The following is a 15,739-nucleotide window of genomic DNA, read 5'->3' on the forward strand; positions in this document are numbered from 1 at the left end:
TCCTGCAACACGTTAGCGCTAACGGCAAAGGCCTAGCAAGCCGGCCCGTCAAAGTCCAGCACACCCTTGGGCCCCGCAGCGGATGGCGCGCGGAACGCCGGGACCGGGCCAGCCGAACCAGTCAAAGGATGATAACCCCGCCCCGCGAGGTCAAGCGATAAGCCCATGACAGCCCGGCCCCGGCAAGGCGGCGCCGAAAAAGGTGGCGGGTGGTGGATGGTTACGGGATGGCGGAGCGCGCGCCAGTGCCGCCCGTTGCGGCAGGGTCCGGCGTCATGGGCGGGCCGCAGGTTCGCGCGGGTCGGGGTCGAGCAGGTGACAGGCCGCGAGACCCCCATGGGGTGCGGCGTGCATGGCCGGACGTTCCCGGTCGCAGCGCCCGAACCGGAGCGGGCAGCGGGTGTGATAGGGACATCCCTGCGGCGGATCGAGCGGGCTGGGAATTTCGCCCTGCGGCGGAAGCTCGGCCGGGGGCGCATCCGGGTCTGGCGGCAGGGCCGCTGCCAGAAGGGCCTTGGTATAGGGGTGTTCAGGCGCCGTGCAGATCGCGCGCGCTGTCCCGCGCTCGATCACGCGGCCCAGATACATGACGATGACGTCATCCGCCATGAAGCGCACGGTCGCGAGATCATGGGAAATGAAGATGCAGCCCAGCCCGTATTCGTCCTGCAGGTCCTTCAGGATGTTCAGGATCTGCGCGCGGATCGAAATGTCCTGCGACGAGACCGGTTCGTCCAGCATCAGGACCCGGGGCTTCGGGGCGATGGCGCGCGCAATCGCGATACGCTGCCGCTGGCCGCCGGAAAATTCGTTGGGAAAGCGGCGGGCGTCGGCGGGGCTGAGACCGACCGCCCCGAGCACCTCGCCGACCCGCCGGTCGACGGCGTCCCGTGTCATGCCGGGAGTGGCCGAGAGCGGCTCGGCGATGATCTTGCCCACGCGCATCCGGGGATCGAGCGAGGAGAACGGGTTCTGGAACACCGGCTGCACGGCCCGGCGGAATTCCAGCCGGTCCTGCGCCGTCATCCCGCTGCTTTCGATGCCGTTGAAAATCACCTGCCCGGTCGTCGGGCGGTCGAGCAGCAGCAGCATCCGGTTGAGGGTCGTCTTGCCGCAGCCGGATTCGCCCACCACCCCCAGCGTCTTGCCGGGCATGAGGTCCATGTCCAGATCGCTCACCGCGTGAAGGTCCTGCCGGCGCCCCTTGTGCCGGACCCGGAACACGCGCCCCAGATTGCGCGCGGAAAGGATGGCGCCGGTCATGCCGCGACCCGCTCTTTGTCGAGCGGGAACCAGCAGCGCACGGCATGGTCGGCCCCTGCGTCGAGGGGCGGCATCGCGACCCGGCACCGGGCCTGCGCATTGGCGCATCGCGGGTGGAACCGGTAGCCCTGCGGGCGGGCGGTAACGGAGGGAGGAGAGCCGGGAATGGTCGGCAGCCGGTCCGGCGCATGATCCACGGTCGGCACGCTGTCAAGAAGCGCGCTGGTATACCAGTGTCGGGGCCGCCGGAAGATGTCCCGCACCCGGCCCTGCTCGACGATCTGGCCGGCATACATGACGACGACCCGGTCGCACATCCGGGCGACGACGCCGAAATCGTGGGTGATGAACAGCATCGCCATCCCTGTCTGGTTCTGGAGTTCCTTGAGCAGGTCCAGAAACTGGTACTGGATGGTGACATCGAGCGAGGTGGTCGGCTCGTCCGCGACAAGGAGGCGCGGGCCGCGGGTCAGCGCGATGGCGCCCACGACACGCTGGCGCATGCCCCCGCTCATCTGATGCGGATGGTTGTCGAGACGTGCCCTGGGCGACGGGATACGCACGCTTTCGAGCGCGGCGACGGCCCGGTCCTGCAACGACCCCGTGGCGGTCGCGTTGAGCCGAAGCCCCTCACGCAGCTGATCGCCCACGGTGAAGACCGGATTGAGCGAGGCCATCGGGTCCTGCAGGATCATCGATATCTCGGCGCCGCGGACCTGCGTCAGTTCGGATTTCCTCATCCGCAGCAGATCGCGACCGTCATAGAGCACCTCGCCCGTCAGGCCCTTGTCGAGCAGTCCCGGCAAAAGGCGCATCAGAGACATGCCAAGCGTGGTCTTGCCAGACCCGCTTTCGCCCACAAGGCCCACGGTTTCCCCCGGCCAGATCGACAGGTCGATGTGTTCGATCAGGGCCGGGCTGCCGGGTTCACGGCCCAGGCGCACCGAGACGTCGCGCATGGAGAGCAAGGGTTGGGAGAGCAAGGGTTGGGCGTTCAGGGTTTGGGTGGCATTTTCGGTCATCAGATGTTGCGCCCCCGAAGCGCGGGATTGATACGGTCGGTCAGCGCGTCGCCAAGAAGGTTCACGGCCATGACGGTGATGAGGATCGCCATTCCCGGGATCATGCAAAGCCACCAGGCCGAGGCGATGTAGGACCGCCCCTCGGCGACCATCGAGCCCCAGGAGGGCGCGGGCGGCGGCACACCGACGCCCAGAAAGCTCAGCGATGCCTCGAGCACGATGACGATGCCGACCTGAAGCGTCGCGATGACGATAAGGGCCGGCGCGATGTTGGGCAGGATGTGCCGCAGGATGATGCGCAGGTCCGAAAGGCCCGAGGTCCGCGCGAGGTCGACGTAATCCTCGTTGCGGATCTTGAGCGTTTCGCCACGCGCCATCCGGGCGTATTGGCTCCACAGCGTCAGGGAGATGACGATGATGATGTTGGCAAAGCTGGGGCCGGAAATCGCCCCCAGCAGCAGAGCCAGCAAAATGACCGGCAAGGAAAGCGCAAGATCGACGAGCCGCATCAGGACCCGGTCCGCCCACCCGCCGAAATAGCCCGCGATCGTTCCCACGGCCGTCCCGATCGTGCCGGCGATCGCGATGACCAGCACGCAGACCGTCAGGGAAATGCGGGCGCCGGCGATGATCCGGGAAAGGATGTCGCGACCAAGCCTGTCGGTCCCGAAAAGGTGGTCCCAGCTTCCGCCCTCTTGCCAGACCGGCGGCAGGAGACGCGCGCGCAGCGAGCCGCGCAGCGGATCATGCGGGGTGATCAGCGGGCCGAAGAGCGCGACAAGGACAAAGAGCAGCAGCACCGCAAGCGCGATGCGCAAGGGCCAGTCCAGGCTGTTCCAGAAATCGGCGAGGGGCGCGATCAGCCGGGAACGGGCCGCCGGGGCAGAAGTGCTATGGGCCATCAGTCACGGTTCCGCATACGGGGATCGATGATCACGTAGAGGATGTCGACCAGAAGATTGGCAATGATGAAGAGCGAGGTGATCACCAGCACCACGGCCTGCACCACCGGAAAATCGCGGGCGAGGATGGATTCGTAGGCCAGCCGTCCGATGCCGGGCCAGGAAAACACCGTCTCGACGATCACGGCGCCGGTGATCATCACGGCAAAGAACGTCCCCATGAAGGTAACGACGGGGATCAGGCTGTTGGCCAGCGCATGTTTCCAGACCACGGCCCGTTCCGACAGACCCTTGATCCGCGCGAGCTTGATATATTCGCTGCCCAACGCCTCGAGCATCGAGGAGCGCACCAGCCGTGTGATGGCGGCAAGCGTAAAGAGGCCCAGCGTGGCCGCCGGCAGGATATAATGCTGCCACTGCCCGTAACCCGAAGTCGGCAGCCAGCGCAGTTGAACGGCAAAGACATACATGAGCACGATGCCGAGCCAGAAGCTCGGGACCGACTGGCCGACCAGCGCGATGAGCCGCGCCGCGACGTCGATGACGCTGTTGTGCCGCAGGGCCGCCATGACCCCGAAGAGGATTCCGAGCACCAGGGTAAAGGCCAGCGCGACCCCCGCGAGGCTGAGCGAGGCCGGCAGCCGCGACAGGATCAGTTCGAGCGCAGGGCGGTTTCCCGCCGTGACCGAGCGCCCGAAATCGCCCGTCAGGGCATTGCCGAGAAAGGTGAGGTACTGAACGAAGATGGACTGATCGAGGCCCAGATCCCGCGTCAGTTGCAGCCTGTCGGCCTCGGTCGCGCCATCGCCGAGCAAAAGCGCAACCGGATCGCCCGTAAGCCGGCTGAGAAGGAAGATCACAAGGCTCATCATGATCAGCGCGACAAGCGCCTCGACGATCCGGATGACGACGATGTTGAACATGGCGCCCCACGATGGAAGTCTGGAAGTGGCGGGCGCCGATGTCCCGGCGCCCGCAGATTGTCGCGCCTCAGTCGGCGCGCGTCACCTGGTCGAAGTTCCACATATAGGCGGTCGTGATGTTCCACTCTCCGACCTTGTCGCTGATCCCCCAGGGCTCGTTCGCAAGGGCGATGAAGACGCCCACAGCCTCATCCCGCAGGTGCTGACCGATCTCAAGGAACGCGGCCTCGCGCAGCGCGCGGTCTTCCTCGGTCGAGAACTCCTGGATCATGGCCTCCAGCGTCGGCGTGCTGTAGGAGGCAAAGACGCTTGCCGACATGAAGCCGGCCTCAAGCCCGTTGGCGGCGCTGGAGAACGGAAAGCCGCGATGCGTCCAGACATAGTTCGTCGCCCGGCCCTCGATCCATTCGGTCCGCAATGAGGACCAGTCCACCGGTTCGATGACCGCGTTGACGCCGATATCCTGCCAGTAGAGTGCGACCGCCTCGGCCATGAGCGGCAGTTCCGCCCCCGGCGACGTGGTGAAGGTGCGGATGGTGACGTCGAAACCGTTGCCGAACCCGGCCTCCTGGAGGAGCTGCCGCGCCATGTCGGGATCGTATGGGTAGGGCTCCACATCCGACCAGGCCGGAACCGGGGTATCGCTTGCGGCGACCGTTGCCTCGCCGTGAAACAGCTCGTCGATGATGGTCTGCTTGTCCACGGCATAGTTCAGGGCCTGACGCACCTCGCGGATCGCCCAGGGGGCATCCGGGTTGTAGCGGTTTTCCGACCCTTCGATAAGTCCGCCGAACCGGACGACGGGCGACCAGGTCGCCTCGGCCGATACGATGCTCAGTCCGGCGTTTCGGACCGAGGGGATGGAGTCGAAGCCGATCGGCGCGATGTCGGCCTCTCCGGTCCGGAGCATTGCGACGCGGGTGGATTCCTCGGGCACGACCTTGAAGACGATGTTCGGGAATTCCGGCTGCACGCGCCAATGGGTCTCGATATCGTCGCGCAGGGACATGACGATTTCCGAACCGCGCGTGATGGAGGAAAGCTCATAGGCGCCGGTGCCGATGGGCCGCGCCTCGGCCTCGGCCTCGCCCATCGCGTCGAAATGCGCCCTGGAGACGATCCCGAGTTGCTGGGCCGCGCCGAAATAGCCCTGGGCCAGTTCGAAATCGGGGTAGTTCAGGTTGACCACCACGGTATGGTCGTCGGGTGTTTCGACCGATGCGATCAGCCGCCGCATCGGCGAGGCCGGGCCCGCGCGGGAATCCTCGCGGATCAGGCGCTCGATGGAATAGGCGACGTCGGCCGACGTCATCTCGCCGTAGCCGCCCGAGAACTGCACGCCCTGGCGCAGCCGGAAGGTCCAGGTCTTGCCGTCAGGGCTCATCTCCCATGACTCGGCGAGCCCCGGGATCGTTTCGAGCGTGCCCGGTTCGGCATAGGTCAGGTATTCGTAGACGACGTCGAGATATGTCTTGCGCTGGCCCGATCCGCTCCATGGTGTCATGGTTTCTTCGGAAAAGGTGGAAAGCGCGATGATCAGATCGTCGGCTTGCGCCCAGGCCGGCGTCACAGGGTGCAGCGCGAACGCGGCCCCGCAGAGCAGCCCGAGCGCCCCGCGACGCACGGCCCCGCAACGCACGGTATTGGAAATATCGTCGGTCATAGGCTCCTCCCCGATCCCTATGGAACTTTGATATCTGTAGCACCATTATAGTCAACTAAATTGTCGACTATTCGATTGCGCATTTGACTAAAGGCCCTGCGCCTTCCTATGAAGGACCAAGCGCGGCGTGACGCGCGCCCCAGCCTCCGGTGACGCCCATGGACAGCAAGATAACCGAAACGGCCTTTGCGACGGCCTCGGCGACGGCCTCTGCGGAAGCGATCGCCGACGGCATCAAGGACCATATCCAGCGCGGGGGATATGCGCCGGGACAGCGCCTGATCGAGATCGACCTGGCAGAGCAGTTCGCCGTGGGGCGCGGGCGCATCCGCGAGGCGTTCAAGACGCTCGTCGGCGAGGGCTATCTGGAATTCATCAAGAACCGCGGCGTCTATGTGCGCCGCTTTTCCCGGGCGGAAATTCTGGACATGGGGCGCGTGCGCGAAGTGCTGGAGGGTCTCTCGGCCCGGTTGGCGGCCGAAAAGGAGTTGAGCCCCGAAGAGCGCGACCTGCTTGTCGCGCATCAGGACCGGCTGAACGAAGCCGAGGCGCATAACGATGTCGACCGCTACAATACCGAGAACTTTCAGTATCATGCGACCATCTGCACCATCGCCGGCAACAGCCATGTGGAGCAGTCGCTGGCGCGTGTCCGCCTGCCGCTCTACCGGCTGCAGTTGCCCCGCAGCTTTTCCAACGACTCGATGGCAAGCTCCAATCGCGACCATCAGGTCATCACCAGTTCCATCCTGGCCGGCAAACCGGATGCGGCCGAGGCCGCCATGCGCGCGCATGTCCGCGCGGGCAATCAACATGTCATCCGGCTGGCCGAGGTTCATTTTCGCTAGCCCCCGGCGCGGTCGGACGACCTGAACGTGACCGGAACGCTGAGCGGTCCGTATTCCGGCCAGGTGGTCATCGGTATCGGGCCCGCGATGTCCCACCCATCGGTGCGCGCGACCAGCTCTTCCAGCGTGACGCGCAGCATGAGCCGGGCGAGCGGCGCCCCCGCGCATTGGTGAGGACCGCGCCCGAACGCCACATGCTTGCGGTCGGACCGGCGGTCGAGGCGAAAGGCGTCGGGGTCATCGAAGGCCGCTGGGTCGCGGTTGGCCGCGGTGAAGGCAAGCGCGATCGGTTCGTCCTTCATGATCTTCCTGCCGCCGATCTCCATGTCGTGCCGGGCCGTGCGCGCAAAGCCGCGATAGGGCGTGTAAAGGCGCAACAGCTCTTCCAGCGCGTCGGGAACCAGCGCCGGATTGTCCTTGAGCATGGAGAAATGTTCAGGATGACGCGCCAGATGGATCGCCATCGAGCCGGTGAATGTCGTGGGGGCAATGATGCCCACGACCAGCAATTGCCGGATCGTGCCCAGGATCATCGGCTCGGGCAGCGGGTTTCCGTCATCGTCGCGGGCGGCGAGCATGGCGCTGGTCGGGTCCACGCCCGGGTCGAGCGGTTCCTCCTTGCGCAGGGCGATGATGTCGCGGGCGACGTCGTACAGAAAAAGGCTCGTCTTTTCCAGCATCGCCGTGTCACGGACCTGAAGCGCGCGGTTGAAGTCGGCGCCGATGTCCCGGATCCTTTCCGCCTGCGCGGCGGGAATGTGGAAGAACTCGGCCAGCACGAAAATCGGCAGGCGGTAGGAAAAGTCGACGCAGATGTCGCATTTCCCCGCCTCGACAAGGGGCGCGAGAAGCCCGGAAACCAGCCGCCGGACGACCGGCTCCCAGAAGGTCATGCGCTCGGGGCGAAAGAGCGGCATGATGGCCCTGCGATAGGGCGTATGTTCGGGCGGATCGAGATGAAGCGGCGGCCGGCGGCCCGACGTGGCCACGCGCGGAACCACGTTCTGATTTGCCGTCGAAAAGCTTTCGTAATCGGCGAGCGCGCGGATCACGTCGTCATACCGGGTCAGGACCCAGAACCCCTCGAAATCGGCGCTATGCGCGACCGGGCAGCGCCCGCGCAGGTCCTTGAACATAGTATGGGCATCATCGAACCCCTCGACGATATCCGCGTCGAATTCATGCAGGGTATTGACCGGCGGGACGAAGGTCTTGGGGGGCGGCGGCGCATGGTTGCTCAAGGTCGTTTCCTTCCGGGAGATCGTCTGTGCATCATTTTGTCGACAATTACGTAGACTCGATGCTTTGGCAAGCCGTGGCGGCGATCGCTTGCGTCAGGTCCTGACGCGCGGGGGTGTGGCGGGGGGCGACAGCCCGAGCTCCCGCAGAATTTCATGGGTATGTTCCCCGAGCCGCGGCGGCGGGAGGGATACGCCCGGCCCGTCATGCGCAAAAAGGAAACCGGCGTTGAGGATACGGGCGCGTCCGACCGCGTCGTTCGGTACGTCGATCTCTTGCGTCAGATCGCGCCCGTTCAACTGCGGCAGGTCAAGCACGTCGCGCACCGGGCGAACGGCGCCGGCCGGTACGCCGGCTGCGGCAAGCCGTTCTTCCCACTCCGCCGCCGGTCGCGTTGCGAAGGTCGCCTTCAATTCGGCCTGCAGGGCCGTATCATTGGCCATGCGGCTGTCGGGATCGGCAAAGCGCGGATCGGCAAGCAGATCCTGCCGGTCCAGCGCCTTGCAAAGTCTTTCATACTGGTTCTGCTGCACGGCGCCGATGGTGATCGCATTGTCCGCCGTCGCGAATGTGTCCGCCGTCGGCGCCAGCGAAAAGCCCCGGTTTCCGGTCCGCCTTGGTTCGGTGTCGGAAATCATGAGGGGGTTGACCACAGAGGCCATCATCACCAGCGACGCGTCGAGCATGGACAGGTCGATATGCTGTCCCTTCCCTTGCGGATCGCGCAGTTTCTGAAGCAGGGCGGACTGCATCGCGAATGCCGCCAGCAGGGCGCTGTAGGTGTCGACGATGGGAAACCCTACGCGCATCGGCCCGCTATCCGCTTCTCCGGACAGGCCCATGAGGCCCGAGACGCTCTGGATGATCTGGTCGATGGCCGGATAGTCGCGCATCGGTCCGAACTGGCCGTAGCCGGAAATCGAGCAGAAGATCAGGCCCGGATTGTCCCGGCGCAGCGTCTCGTAGCCAAGGCCCAGCCGGTCGATCACGCCGGGGCGGAAATTCTCTACCAGAAGGTCGGAGGTGGCGACCAGGCGCCGCGCCGCCTCGCGCCCTTCATCGGTCTTGAGATCGAGCACGATCGATTTCTTGCCCGCGTTGACCCCGATGAACGCCTCGGCCATGCCACGCAGTTCCTTGCGCTGCGTGTAATTGCGCAGAACGTCCCCTTCGGGCGGCTCGATCTTGATGACCTCGGCGCCCAACAGGCAGAGGAAATGCGTCGCCAGGGGGCCGGCTATGACATGACTGAAATCGGCGACACGGACGCCGGCAAGAGGTTTTGCCACGCTGAAACTCCTTCCATATAGTTCACTAAGAGAACTATATGGAAGGGATGTGTCAAGCGCCGCTTAATCGTCCCCGCTTTCCGCGATGGCCGGGGACTTGCCGGTCCGGAGCATGTGCCGCTGCCCCAGATGGACATAAAGCCGGTTGAGATAGGTAAACAGCGCCTCCCGCTCCGTTTCGGAAAACGGCTCCAGAAGTGCGGCATTCTGCGCGGCGATCAGCGTGCTGATGCGCTGGTAACGCTGCTCGCCCGGATCGGTCAGTTGCAGGGCGTTGAAGCGCTTGTCGGTGGCGGATTTGGTGCGCTCCACCAGGCCCCGCGCCTCCAGATCCTTGACCAGTTTCGTGACGGCGGATTTCTTGAACACCAGCGCATCCGCAAGTTCGTTCTGCGACATGCCCGGATTGAGCTTGATGACGCTCAGGACCACGATTTCGCCCTGTTCCGCATCAAGCGCCTGATAGAAATCCGCGTTTTCGGCCCGGATATAGGCGCGCAGTGCCCGCGTGAGGAACGGCAGGTTTTCCCTCAGCGGACCAAGGACGACCCTTTGATGCTCCAAGTCATGATCTGCGCCTTCCATTGTCGCTCCTCCAACCTGGTTGGGGGTCAGTAGCCCCTGCCCGAAAATCTGTCAAACAACGCCCTTGACCGCCGAAGATATGGTTCATAATGTGAACTATATTAGAGGGAGGCCGGGAACATGTCGAGCCAGGATGCCGCAATCACCGCCGCGGCGACGCTTGAACAAGCCTTGGCCCGGCATGACACATGGTCCGACGGTTCCGACCTGCCGCGTGTCGGCATCTTTGGCAATGGCGTGCCCGAAACCCTGATCGCCGCTGCGGGGGCCCTGCCCGTTCATCTGTCCTTCGGCATGACGACCGGGGCGCATGATATATCTTCCGTCATCGAACCTTTCGTCGATGAAGAGGTGCGCCACTTTCTTGTCAGGCTCGCCAGCGGAGCTTTTGCGGACTATCGCGGCATCGTATTTGCCCGTGACGATGCGCCGGCGCTGATTGCCTATCAATATGCCAGCGAATGGGTCCGCCAGCATCCCGCAAAGGGCGTTACGCCGCCGCTTTTCCTGTGGAATCTGGTCCATAGCGACAGTGCGGCGGTGCGGCGTTTCAACGACATTCAGGCGGGGAAACTCTTTGCCTTTCTTGCAGGACAGGGGTTGCGTCACCCTTTGCCCGAGGACATTGCCGCGGCGGCCAGCGACGAAATTCAACGCATCGGGATGCTCCGGGAGATGCAGGGCGAAGTCCCTTCCACCATCTCGGGCACCGAGGCATGGATCTGGCGAAACGCGGGGCGCTTCATGCCGGCCGCCGTGCATGCGCGGTTGCTCGGGCAGGCGCTGGGCGGCGAACGGGCCCCGCGCAAGATGGGGCGTCGCATCGGGCTCGTCGGCTCGCCCCTCGCCTGCCCCGATGTTCTGGCGATGCTGGAGCGGCACGGTAGCGTGGTCTGCGACCAGCAAGGATTTGGGGCGGTCTGGCCCTGCACCGGCAACGCCCATGCCCGGCTGGATGACATGTTGCGCGCCTTTGCCGCCGATCCGTCCTGTCCGAGGGTCACGCCCGCTCGGGCCTATCGCGACAACATCGTCCGCGCGCTACTCGACGCGGACTGCGATCTGGTTGTCTGCCAGTTGGCGCAAACCGACGACACGTTCGGATGGGAGATCCCGGCCTTGTCGGCAACCCTTGCGGCGCGGGGCATCACCTTCGTCAATCTCGGCTTCCGCGACATGCGCCCGGGCGAGGCCTGGCTTGCGGAAGCGCAGGCGCGCCTTGCGCAGGCTCTGGAGGCCAGACCATGAGCGAAGACTACATACCGCTGCAGTCGACCCGCATTGCGGCGGATTATCAACGCGAATGGGCCAAGGCGCTGCGTGCCGAGATCACCTCGGGCGCGCGATATGCCTTTGTCAACGCCGACACGCCGCATGAGTTGTTCCACCACATGGGCCTGCCCATCGTCACCAACCAGTGGTGGTCCGCCATCATCGCGGCCAAGCAACTGTCCGAATTCTATTTCGACCACATGGAACAGGCCGGTTTCCATGAGCGTCTGGCGCGATATTCGAGCCTGCCCCTCATCGCGGAACTGGAGGGAAATACCGAACGCCAGCCCTGGGGCGGTCTGCCGGCGCCGTCGATCCTGTGCGCGCGCCAAAGCGCCGACGACCATCAGAAGATTTTCGCGCTCTGGTCGGAAAAAACCGGGGCGCCCCTGACGCTCCTGTCGTCGCCCGGCGTGCCGGACGCCCAACCGGACTGGTGGCGTCTGGCGCGGGCTGACTGGGAAACGCTCTATCATTCGGACCGGCTGGACCTGATGGTCGAGGAGTTCAAAGGCCTGATAAAGGAGCTTGAAGCGCTGACCGGGCGATCCTTCGATCCGGAGGATTTTGCGGATTACATGGACCGGATCAACGAGCAGGAGCGCATCTTTGAAGAGGTGGCGGCCCTGATCGCCACCGCGCCGCAATGTCCGATCCGCATTTCCGAGCAGATCCCGAACGTCATGATCCCGCAATGGCATCGCGGATCGGACTGGGCCATGGAACATGCCCGGCGGTTTCGCGACGAGGTCGCAGACCGGGTCCGGTCGGGCAGCAGTGTCATCAGGGACGAACGCATCCGGATGATGTGGATAGGCGCCGGTTTGTGGTTCGATACCAGTTTCTATTCCGCGTTCGAGGAAAGCCACGGCGCGGTCTTTGCATGGTCCATGTATCTGCCCTTTGCCGCCGACGGCTATATCAGGCAAAGCCATGGCGATCCCCTTCGCGCCCTGGCGGCCCGGGTTTCGGCCATGAACGAGCAGTTGCACCAGCCACCCTGGATCAACAGCTGGATGGTGGAACAGGCGCGGCGGAACCGCATCGATGTGGCACTCATGCTGATCCCGGAACATGATCGTTTCTCCGGACACGGCTCGCTGTTCGCCAAGAAGGCCTTGGAAGAGGCCGGCGTCAGGGTCATCGAGATCTGGTCGGACATGGTCGATCCGCGCCAGTGGGACCGCGCCGCCATGATACGGTCGATCACCCCTGTCCTTGACGAAATCCTGCTCGAAAGGATTTGACTTAGTTCAACATGTGAACCAATATTGTCGACAAAAAGATCGGCGATGGGCTGGAGGAGGAAAGCCGTGAGTGCGTTGAGCGGTTTGAAGGTTGCCGATTTTTCCTGGGTCGGGGCGGGTCCGCGCGCGACCAAGGATCTCGCCGATAACGGGGCGACCGTCATCAAGATAGAATCGCGCCGGCGGCTTGATCTCGGTCGCAGGTCCCCGCCCTTCGCGGGCGATCCCGCCGACGTGGATGGCTCGGCCTTCTTTGCCCAGACCAACACCTCGAAGAAAAGCGTCAGCATCAATCTGTCCGACCCGCGCGGGATCGAGGTGGCCAGATCGCTTGTCGCCTGGGCCGACGTGGTGGTCGAGAATTTCGGTCCGGGCTTCATGGAACGCATCGGGCTCGGCTTTGACATGCTCAGGGAGATCAAGCCTGACATAATCCTGGCCAGCGTCTCGGTCGCCGGCAAGACGGGGCCCATGGCCGGTTTTCGCGGATACGGCAATTCGGCTGCCGCACATTCCGGCCACGCCTGGCTGACCGGCACGAGTGATGCCCCGCCGCATATGCCACCCCTCGCCTATGGGGATGTGGTCGCGCCGATGTTCCTGACCGTGGCCATTCTGGCGGCGCTGGAACACCGCGCCCGCACCGGCGAGGGCCAGCATGTCGACGTTTCGCAGATAGAGCCGATGGTGCACGTCATCGCCGATCTATATGCCGGCGACGCGGCGGCGAAGACCGGGAACGAGGATGCGTCATGCCTGCTTCACGGCGTGTTTCCGACGCGCGAGGACGATGGCTGGATCGCGATCGTGGTGGAAACCGGGGCGCAGGCCGAGGCCCTGATGTCCACGCTGAACATCCCTTCCCTCGACACGGACACGATTGCGGCGGCCACGTCAGGCCACGACAAATTCGCGCTTTTCGACCTGCTTGGCCGCGCGGGGGTGCCGGCGGGTCCGGTTCTGGACGGGCGGGATATCAGCGAAAACCCCGAGCTTCGGAAGGCCGGGCATTTCGTGGAACTCGACCACCCCGTTCTGGGGCGTTCCGACATGCCCGCCCCGCCTTACCGGCTGCACGGAACACCCGGTGTCATCACGCCGGCCCCGCTGCTTGGCCAGCATAACAGGGAGGTCTTTGTCGATCTGCTGGGGCTGGAACCCGCGGAAATAGACGCGCTGATCGAGCAAGGGAGCCTCGCATGAGCTTCCTCGATGGCATCAGGGTATTGGAGATCGCCGACGGCCTCACCGATTTCGGCGGGCGGATTCTGAGCGAGCTCGGGGCTGACGTCACCGTCGTCGGGCCAGAGACCGCCCCCGCCCCGGCACGGGACATCGCCCGGCACCATGGCAAGACCCGACTTGAGGGCGATGACCCGGAGGCAGTGCGCCGCCTTGCCGCCGGGGCCGATATCATCCTTGACGGGCAGCGCCACGGGGACCGTTTTCAGCTTGGCGCGGACCTGCCGGAGACCTGCATCCACGTCAAAGTGGCATCGTTCAGCCCTGATGGCCCCTATGCGGGACTTCCTGCGACCGATCTTACCCTTTTTGCGATGTCGGGCCTGATGCATGTCACGGGGGAACCGGACGGTCCGCCGCTCAAGTTCCCCGGACAGCAGGCCTATGCCCTTACGGGAATTCAGGCCGCGACCGTCGCGCTGATGGCGCTTTATGCACGGCGGCGGACCGGCAAGGGCCAGACCGCCGATCTCTCGGCCTTCCAGAGCGTGACGCTCGCCAATTATCGCGAGGCGGTCATGTATCAATGGAGCGGCCGCGTGGGGCGCCGTCAGGGGAACATGCTGGTGCGCGGCAAATCCGGCGTCCGGCAGATCTGGCCGTGCAAGGACGGCTATGTGACCTGGTCGATGATCGACAACCCGTCCATGATGCGCGCCGTGGTTGACGTCATGGCAAGGCAAGGCGCGGCAGGTGAGCTTGCCGATATCGACTGGGACAATATCCTTGTCGCCGACACCCCGCAGGAAACGATCGACCGGTGGCAATCGGTTTTCGCCCGGTTCTTTGCCGATCATCCCCGTGAACAGCTGGGGCAATGGTCGCTGGATCACGGCTGGGGCCTGTCGGTCATCATGTCGCCGGAGGATGTCCGCAACAGCCGCCATCTGGCGGCGCGCGGTCTCTTTGTCGATATCCGCGACGAAATCACCGGCGGGGTTGCGCGCCTGCCCGGGCCGCTCTTCCGGGCCGCTTCGCCCGGCGCGCCGCGGCGCACGCTCTCGCGGCCCGTGCCTGCCTCGCGGGCAGTGCGCCCGGTGACGAAATGAGCGCCTTGTCCGATATCCGGGTGCTCGACTTTGCCAAGTTCCTGCCCGGCCCCTATTGCACCTGGCTGTTGGCCGATATGGGGGCCGATGTCATCCGGATCGAAAACCCGCGGGAAGTCAGAAAACAAGCGCAGGTCTTCGGCTGGGACAAGCTGACCGAGGACGACCGGAGGCGCTTGCGCGAAAATGACATCCTCGCCCGGAACAAACGTTCGGTCATGCTCGATCTGGGCGATGCCGATGCAATCGAGGCGATCAAGGCGCTTGTGGCCACCGCCGATGTGGTGGTGGAGGATTATCGGCCCGGCGTGATGGACAAGATGGGGCTGGGATATGAGGCGCTGGCAGCGGTCAAGCCGGATCTGATCTATACCAGTCTCACGCTCTGCGGCCAGACGGGGCCCTATCGGGACAAACCGGGTCACGACCCCATCGCCCTTGCCATCGCCGGGGTCCTGTCGCGCATCGGCGAGAATCCCGACGCGCCAGGCTTTGCCGGCGTCCCGGCGGCGGATGTCATCACCGGAACACATGCGGCCTTTGCCACGCTGGCCGCGCTGATGGACCGGAGCCGGACCGGAAAGGGCCAGCACATAGATGTCGCGATGAGCGATTGCGCCATGAGCCTGCTGGTCAACGTCCTGTCGCGTTATCCGGATGTTTCGCGGATACCCCCGCGCGGCACCAGACGGGCCGATATCGGCCTGTGGCGAACGCGGGACGGCAAGTTCGTCTGCACGACCGATATGGAGCCCCGCTATTGGCGCGCGTTCTGCGAAGCGGTGGGCCGGCCGGATTTCATCCCCCTGCAGCACGCCACGGCGCATCACGCGGATATCCGTGCGACCCTCGACAGGATTTTCGCGAGCCGCACGCAGGCCGAGTGGCTTGACCTGCTCGGTGCGGCAGGCACCCAGTTCGCGCCCGTGCTCGACGTCGCCGAGGCGCTGGAAGATCCGCATAACACGGCCCGGGGGATGGTGATGGATCTTGGGACCGGGGAAGACACGGTCCGGCATCTGGGAGCGCCGGTGCGCCTGTCCGGGGCGACCGAGATCCGCAATCTGGGGCGTTTGCCCGGCGCCGATACGGAGGAGGTATTGGCGGAGGTATTGGCGGACCTGGGTTTTTCACGGGAACGAGTGCGCGAAATGAAGGGGCGCCGCATCCAGCCGGTATCCGGCAATTAAAAAAG

14 protein-coding genes are annotated in these 15,739 nt (G+C 64.7%); 6 read left to right on the plus strand and 8 right to left on the minus strand.

What is annotated here, in order from left to right:
• Positions 1-273 precede the first annotated feature (273 nt).
• The 5 genes from ACFSGJ_RS08055 to ACFSGJ_RS08075 form a co-directional block, all read right to left on the minus strand.
• Positions 274-1,263 carry an oligopeptide/dipeptide ABC transporter ATP-binding protein gene (locus tag ACFSGJ_RS08055; RefSeq protein ID WP_390260572.1) on the minus strand — a complete coding sequence of 330 codons (990 nt, stop codon included), beginning with the start codon at positions 1,261-1,263 and terminating at the stop codon, positions 274-276.
• Positions 1,260-2,285, minus strand: a complete 1,026-nt coding sequence (locus ACFSGJ_RS08060) for an ABC transporter ATP-binding protein (RefSeq protein WP_390260574.1) — start codon at positions 2,283-2,285, stop codon at positions 1,260-1,262. The genes ACFSGJ_RS08055 and ACFSGJ_RS08060 overlap by 4 nt, the downstream gene beginning before the upstream one ends.
• The gene (locus ACFSGJ_RS08065) at positions 2,285-3,187 is read right to left on the minus strand and encodes an ABC transporter permease (RefSeq protein ID WP_390260576.1); all 903 of its coding nucleotides are present in this window, start codon (positions 3,185-3,187) and stop codon (positions 2,285-2,287) included. Before ACFSGJ_RS08065 ends, ACFSGJ_RS08060 begins: the two co-directional genes overlap by 1 nt.
• Entirely contained in the window at positions 3,187-4,110 is a 924-nt protein-coding gene (locus tag ACFSGJ_RS08070; RefSeq protein WP_390260578.1) for an ABC transporter permease, read from the minus strand. Before ACFSGJ_RS08070 ends, ACFSGJ_RS08065 begins: the two co-directional genes overlap by 1 nt.
• A 67-nt stretch (positions 4,111-4,177) precedes the next feature.
• Positions 4,178-5,773, minus strand: coding sequence for an ABC transporter substrate-binding protein (locus tag ACFSGJ_RS08075; protein WP_390260580.1), 1,596 nt, complete (start codon positions 5,771-5,773; stop codon positions 4,178-4,180).
• A 158-nt stretch (positions 5,774-5,931) separates the two neighbouring features.
• Between ACFSGJ_RS08075 and ACFSGJ_RS08080 the strand changes: the two genes are divergently transcribed.
• A complete protein-coding gene (locus ACFSGJ_RS08080; protein ID WP_390260582.1) occupies positions 5,932-6,621 on the plus strand; it encodes a GntR family transcriptional regulator in 690 nt (229 codons plus the stop codon).
• Here ACFSGJ_RS08080 and ACFSGJ_RS08085 read toward each other — a convergent pair.
• The 3 genes from ACFSGJ_RS08085 to ACFSGJ_RS08095 all read right to left on the minus strand — a co-directional run bounded on the left by ACFSGJ_RS08085 (position 6,618) and on the right by ACFSGJ_RS08095 (position 9,734).
• On the minus strand, positions 6,618-7,862 hold the full coding sequence (locus ACFSGJ_RS08085; RefSeq protein ID WP_390260584.1) for a cytochrome P450: 1,245 nt from the start codon (positions 7,860-7,862) through the stop codon (positions 6,618-6,620). The genes ACFSGJ_RS08080 and ACFSGJ_RS08085 overlap by 4 nt on opposite strands.
• Before the next feature lie 93 nt (positions 7,863-7,955).
• A complete protein-coding gene (locus ACFSGJ_RS08090; RefSeq protein WP_390260586.1) occupies positions 7,956-9,149 on the minus strand; it encodes a CaiB/BaiF CoA transferase family protein in 1,194 nt (397 codons plus the stop codon).
• A 63-nt stretch (positions 9,150-9,212) separates the two neighbouring features.
• Entirely contained in the window at positions 9,213-9,734 is a 522-nt protein-coding gene (locus ACFSGJ_RS08095) for a MarR family winged helix-turn-helix transcriptional regulator (RefSeq protein ID WP_390260588.1), read from the minus strand.
• A gap of 120 nt (positions 9,735-9,854) precedes the next feature.
• On the opposite strand from ACFSGJ_RS08095, the gene ACFSGJ_RS08100 reads away from it, so the two are divergent.
• The 5 genes from ACFSGJ_RS08100 to ACFSGJ_RS08120 all read left to right on the plus strand — a co-directional run bounded on the left by ACFSGJ_RS08100 (position 9,855) and on the right by ACFSGJ_RS08120 (position 15,734).
• Positions 9,855-10,982: a 2-hydroxyacyl-CoA dehydratase family protein gene (locus ACFSGJ_RS08100; protein ID WP_390260590.1), complete on the plus strand. Its 1,128-nt coding sequence runs from the start codon at positions 9,855-9,857 to the stop codon at positions 10,980-10,982.
• Positions 10,979-12,253: a 2-hydroxyacyl-CoA dehydratase gene (locus tag ACFSGJ_RS08105; protein ID WP_390260591.1), complete on the plus strand. Its 1,275-nt coding sequence runs from the start codon at positions 10,979-10,981 to the stop codon at positions 12,251-12,253. The genes ACFSGJ_RS08100 and ACFSGJ_RS08105 overlap by 4 nt, the downstream gene beginning before the upstream one ends.
• 66 nt (positions 12,254-12,319) lie before the next feature.
• Positions 12,320-13,456, plus strand: coding sequence for a CaiB/BaiF CoA transferase family protein (locus tag ACFSGJ_RS08110; RefSeq protein ID WP_390260593.1), 1,137 nt, complete (start codon positions 12,320-12,322; stop codon positions 13,454-13,456).
• Positions 13,453-14,544, plus strand: a complete 1,092-nt coding sequence (locus tag ACFSGJ_RS08115) for a CoA transferase (RefSeq protein WP_390260595.1) — start codon at positions 13,453-13,455, stop codon at positions 14,542-14,544. The genes ACFSGJ_RS08110 and ACFSGJ_RS08115 overlap by 4 nt, the downstream gene beginning before the upstream one ends.
• A complete protein-coding gene (locus ACFSGJ_RS08120; RefSeq protein ID WP_390260597.1) occupies positions 14,541-15,734 on the plus strand; it encodes a CaiB/BaiF CoA transferase family protein in 1,194 nt (397 codons plus the stop codon). The genes ACFSGJ_RS08115 and ACFSGJ_RS08120 overlap by 4 nt, the downstream gene beginning before the upstream one ends.
• Positions 15,735-15,739 lie beyond the last annotated feature (5 nt).

Source organism: Halodurantibacterium flavum (assembly GCF_042681825.1).
Taxonomy (GTDB): Bacteria; Pseudomonadota; Alphaproteobacteria; order Rhodobacterales; family Rhodobacteraceae; genus Halodurantibacterium; species Halodurantibacterium flavum.

Excerpts from the sequence above, each read along its gene's own strand:
- ACFSGJ_RS08070 (WP_390260578.1), bottom strand. The coding sequence starts at position 4,110 with ATGTTCAACATCGTCGTCATCCGGATCGTCGAGGCGCTTGTCGCGCTG.
- ACFSGJ_RS08080 (WP_390260582.1), top strand. The coding sequence starts at position 5,932 with ATGGACAGCAAGATAACCGAAACGGCCTTTGCGACGGCCTCGGCGACG.
- ACFSGJ_RS08115 (WP_390260595.1), top strand. The coding sequence starts at position 13,453 with ATGAGCTTCCTCGATGGCATCAGGGTATTGGAGATCGCCGACGGCCTC.
- ACFSGJ_RS08060 (WP_390260574.1), bottom strand. The coding sequence starts at position 2,285 with ATGACCGAAAATGCCACCCAAACCCTGAACGCCCAACCCTTGCTCTCC.
- ACFSGJ_RS08105 (WP_390260591.1), top strand. The coding sequence starts at position 10,979 with ATGAGCGAAGACTACATACCGCTGCAGTCGACCCGCATTGCGGCGGAT.
- ACFSGJ_RS08055 (WP_390260572.1), bottom strand. The coding sequence starts at position 1,263 with ATGACCGGCGCCATCCTTTCCGCGCGCAATCTGGGGCGCGTGTTCCGG.
- ACFSGJ_RS08095 (WP_390260588.1), bottom strand. The coding sequence starts at position 9,734 with ATGGAAGGCGCAGATCATGACTTGGAGCATCAAAGGGTCGTCCTTGGT.
- ACFSGJ_RS08100 (WP_390260590.1), top strand. The coding sequence starts at position 9,855 with ATGTCGAGCCAGGATGCCGCAATCACCGCCGCGGCGACGCTTGAACAA.
- ACFSGJ_RS08065 (WP_390260576.1), bottom strand. The coding sequence starts at position 3,187 with ATGGCCCATAGCACTTCTGCCCCGGCGGCCCGTTCCCGGCTGATCGCG.
- ACFSGJ_RS08075 (WP_390260580.1), bottom strand. The coding sequence starts at position 5,773 with ATGACCGACGATATTTCCAATACCGTGCGTTGCGGGGCCGTGCGTCGC.
- ACFSGJ_RS08120 (WP_390260597.1), top strand. The coding sequence starts at position 14,541 with ATGAGCGCCTTGTCCGATATCCGGGTGCTCGACTTTGCCAAGTTCCTG.